This is a genomic window from Kribbella qitaiheensis, from assembly GCF_042657745.1.
GTDB lineage: Bacteria > Actinomycetota > Actinomycetes > Propionibacteriales > Kribbellaceae > Kribbella > Kribbella qitaiheensis.
On the sequence record NZ_JBHSKE010000084.1, the window covers coordinates 1 to 3,834 of the forward strand.

The window sequence follows — 3,834 nt, forward strand, 5'->3', positions numbered from 1 at the left end:
GTGCGGTGCTCGGACAGATCGGCAGACCGTCCCCGTCGGCACACCTTTCCGAACCCGACGTAGGCGCCGACCGGCGCCTTGGAAGAGTTCAGTCAACTAGTCGGGTCGCGATCGTCCGCAGCGGTGACCGGGCGCGGCTGTGGACCCGCAACCGGCATGAGATCAGCGACCGGTTCCCCGACATCGTCACCGCCGCCACCCGGCAGCTCCCGGACGGCGTCGTGCTCGACGACGTTATCTGAGGTCGCAGGTTACGTGTTCAACACGTCGGGGACTGGCCGATGGACGTCCCGGATCCCTGTTGTGGACGCTCTAGGTTCGCGGTGTCTACGACACGGCGGGAGAGCCGATGCGGGTACAGCGGGTGGCTCCTTTCGAGGCTGGTGACGAGTCGTGGACCGTGCTGGGCGATGACTGGCGCCAGGTGGCGCCGGTCGAGCAGTTCTTGTCCCACTTGACTGATCAGGGTCGTTCTCCGAACACGGTGAAGGCGTACGCGCACGACCTCAAGGACTACTTCGAGTACCTCACCGGCCGGGGCCTTGCCTGGGATCGGTTGCGTTACGACGAGCTGGCTGCGTTCAAGCCGTGGTTGCGGTTACCTCCGGCCGCGCGTCGCGGCGAGATCTCGGTGCTTCCGGCAACCGTCTCGGCGTGCAGCGAGTCGACCATCAACCGCAAACTGTCCGCGGTCACGTCGTTCTACGAGTTCCACCGCCGCCATGGCGTGGAGATGGCCTTGACGATCCGCGACGCGAGCCGCCCGGTCGCAGCAACCAGTACGTCGTTCCGGCCGTTCTTGGCGCACGTCAGACGCTCCCGGCCGCAGCGCAGCGATCTGCGCCTGCGCGAGCCGTCACGCCGGCCGTTGGTCCTGTCCGACGAGCAGGTGTCGGTACTGGTCGAGGCCTGCGACCATCTCCGCGACCGTGTGCTGCTGGGATTGCTGGACGCGACCGGCTTGCGGATCGGGGAAGCGCTAGGACTTCGCCACGAAGACATCCGCACCGCTGACGGGACCGTCGACGTGCGATGCCGGCAGAACGCTAATGGTGCACGAGCCAAGACCTGGGAACGGTCAGTGCCGGTTGGCACCGGTTGGCTGCGGTTGCACGGCGACTACCTGCACCACGAGTACGGCGATCTCGATAGCGACTACCTGTTCGTCCGGCTGTGGTCGACACCTGTCGGCCGTCCGTTGAGCTATGCGGCAGTTGCCGACCTGTTCGGCCGACTGGCGCGCCGGACCGGGATAGCGGTCACACCGCACATGTTCCGCCACACCTACGCCACCCGGCTGCTACGTGCCGGGGTGAAGGCGGAGGTGGTGCAGAAGTTGCTTGGGCATGCGTCGGTGTCCACGACGATCGACACGTACGCCCATCTGACCATCGAAGACGTGCGCCACGACCTGGTGACTGCCGGCTTCCTCAGCGAATCGGAGCCACCGTGCGACGACTCCACGACCTGATCGGCACCCACGTCGACGAATCCGTCGAGGCGCGGGTCCGCCGCGCCCGCGGCCTGCTGGAGGACCTGGTCGCGCCGGCCTGGCGAGTCGAGCCCGCGATCCTGGTTCATGCCCGCCACATGGCCGCGGTCTGCGCTGTCGTCGGGTGTCCGCGCGAGGTGACCGAGGCTGGATTGTGCAACGGTCACGCGCTGCGCAGGATCCGCCATGGCGGGCCGGACCTGGCAGAGTTCACCGCCACCACTAGGTTCCTGATCGTCGACAGCCATGTCCTCGCAGCCTGCAAAGTACCGACCTGTCGCCGGGGTGCAGTCCGGTCGGCACATCTGTGTCCCGACCACCGCAAAGTATGGGTCGCTGCCGGAAAGCCACCAGTTGAGGCGTGGTCCGCTGCCGCTGAAGTGCACGATCCGGGCATCGCTGCGGCAGTCTGCCGCCTGCCCCATTGTGACCTGCTCGCCGAGGACGCTGATCCGTACTGTCGGGTCCACGCCCGGCGGTGGCGCAACGATGGCTGCAGAGTTCACGCGGAGTTCGAGGCCGTGGTGATGAATTACGGCGACCCGCGCTGGGACTTTCGCCGGCTGCCGGCGCAGCTGAAGCTGGAACTGCAGTACGGCCTGCAGCGCAGCAGCGAACTCGGACACGGCAAGAGCGACCACTCTGTCGGCTACCTGACTCGGCTGTTACTCCACAGCGGCGCAACCACGCTGCTCGACCGCAACCGCGCCGAGTGGCAGGCGTTGTTCCGGCAGCAGTGGCCGAACCCCAGGCACGGAGCGACCTCGTATGTTTTTCTCGGCTTTGTCGTCGAGGAGCTGTCCGATCTGCTGGACGGCCGTGGCTGGGCCAACGAGTACCCGCGCGATCTGTGGCAGCTGCACCGGCTCGGCTACATCGCGGTCTCGGCCAGTCGGCAGCTCAACTTCACTGACATCGGCCAACGGTGGCTGGTCGAGTCCGCGAAACGGTGGCTGCACTGGCGGCTCACTGTCGAGGAGAAGTCGGTCAACACCGTCCTCGCCGACCTGCTGGCGCTGCGCCGCCTATCAACCTTCTTGACGTCGACCGGTCAAGCTCAGTACTCGATCCGGCAGCTGACCCGACCGGTGCTCGAGCAACACATCGCGTCGCTCCACGAGGGCGGTGATCTGGCGGCCTCGACGATCCGTGATCACATCAGCGCGGTCGCGGTGTTTCTGCGCGCGTTGCAAGACCACGAGGACTGGGCACCAGACCTGCCCCGCAGCGCCGTCATCTACTCCTCGGACTATCCCCGGATGGACCCGCTGCGCGCCCGCGGCCTGAACAGCCACGTCATGACCCAGGTCCGAGCTCACCTGCCCGAGTGGCCACACCCGGACGGCCGCTTCCTCACCGAGCTAATGATCGCCACCGGTCTACGCCTGGGCGACGCTTGCGCGTTGGGGTATGACCCGCTGGTCTTCGACAACGACGCCAACCCGTACATCCGCTACTGGAACCACAAGATGCGCCGCGAAGCCTACGTCCCGATCAGCCCGGCGCTGCTGGACCGGATCCGCGTTCAGCAGCAACGCACCGCGCAACGCTTCCCCGGCCCGACCGCCGACTACCTCTCCATCCCGGCCCCCAAGACACTGCCCGCTGTCAGCCTGAAGCTGACCCCAAAGGCCACCAGGAACCCCGATGGGACCCGAGGCTTCACCGGCACCACCTACCAACAACAGCTGCGCACCTTCCAGACAACCACACGGATTAGCGACGAGGCCGGCAGGCCGGTCACGATCACGGCCCACCAGTGGCGCCACACGTTCGCTACCGGGCTGATCAACAGGGGAGTGCGGCTCGAGGTTGTCAAGCAACTCCTCGACCACTCCAGCCTGGAAATGTCGTCGCACTACGCTCGGCTGCTCGACACCACGATCCGCGCCGAATGGGACGCTGGGCGCGGCCCCGACGACGATTACGGCCACCTGATCCCCACCGATGTCGAGTGGGCCAACCGGGCCCGCACAGCCCTGCCGAACGGGCACTGCGGGCTTCCACGCCAGCAAAGCTGCGACCACTCCAACAAGTGTCTGCCTTGCCCGGTGTTCATCACTACCAGCCAGGACCTGCCCGCGCATCAGGAGCAGCGCACGCGGACCCTGGCTCTGATCGACCGGTTCGACCAGGCCGGAGCCAGCCGCATGGCCGACCAGAACCGGGTCGTGCTGGAACAACTCGACCTGCGGATCGAGCAGATCAAACAGGGCCTGGCAGCGAAGACGGCCCACGATGCCTGCTGAACCGGGAGCAGCGCTGGCCGAATCAGCGCGACGTCGACACCAGATCGCCGTCGACAGTGCCCGCGATGCCCTGCAAGCCGCTGAGATGTCCGG

2 protein-coding genes and 1 pseudogene are annotated in these 3,834 nt (G+C 66.6%); all 3 read left to right on the top strand.

What is annotated here, in order from left to right; translation table 11 throughout:
* Window positions 1-242 (top strand): annotated as a pseudogene (locus ACFPJ1_RS43230) (hypothetical protein); the annotation flags it as partial.
* Window positions 243-349: 107 nt separating this feature from the next.
* A complete protein-coding gene (locus ACFPJ1_RS43235; protein ID WP_380112273.1) occupies window positions 350-1,471 on the top strand; it encodes a site-specific integrase in 1,122 nt (373 codons plus the stop codon).
* Window positions 1,450-3,741 (top strand): tyrosine-type recombinase/integrase, encoded by a 2,292-nt coding sequence (locus tag ACFPJ1_RS43240; protein ID WP_380112274.1) that lies wholly within the window; start codon window positions 1,450-1,452, stop codon window positions 3,739-3,741. The genes ACFPJ1_RS43235 and ACFPJ1_RS43240 overlap by 22 nt, the downstream gene beginning before the upstream one ends.
* Window positions 3,742-3,834 lie beyond the last annotated feature (93 nt).

Coding starts and splice junctions, on each gene's coding strand:
- ACFPJ1_RS43235 (WP_380112273.1), top strand. CDS start 350: ATGCGGGTACAGCGGGTGGCTCCTTTCGAGGCTGGTGACGAGTCGTGG.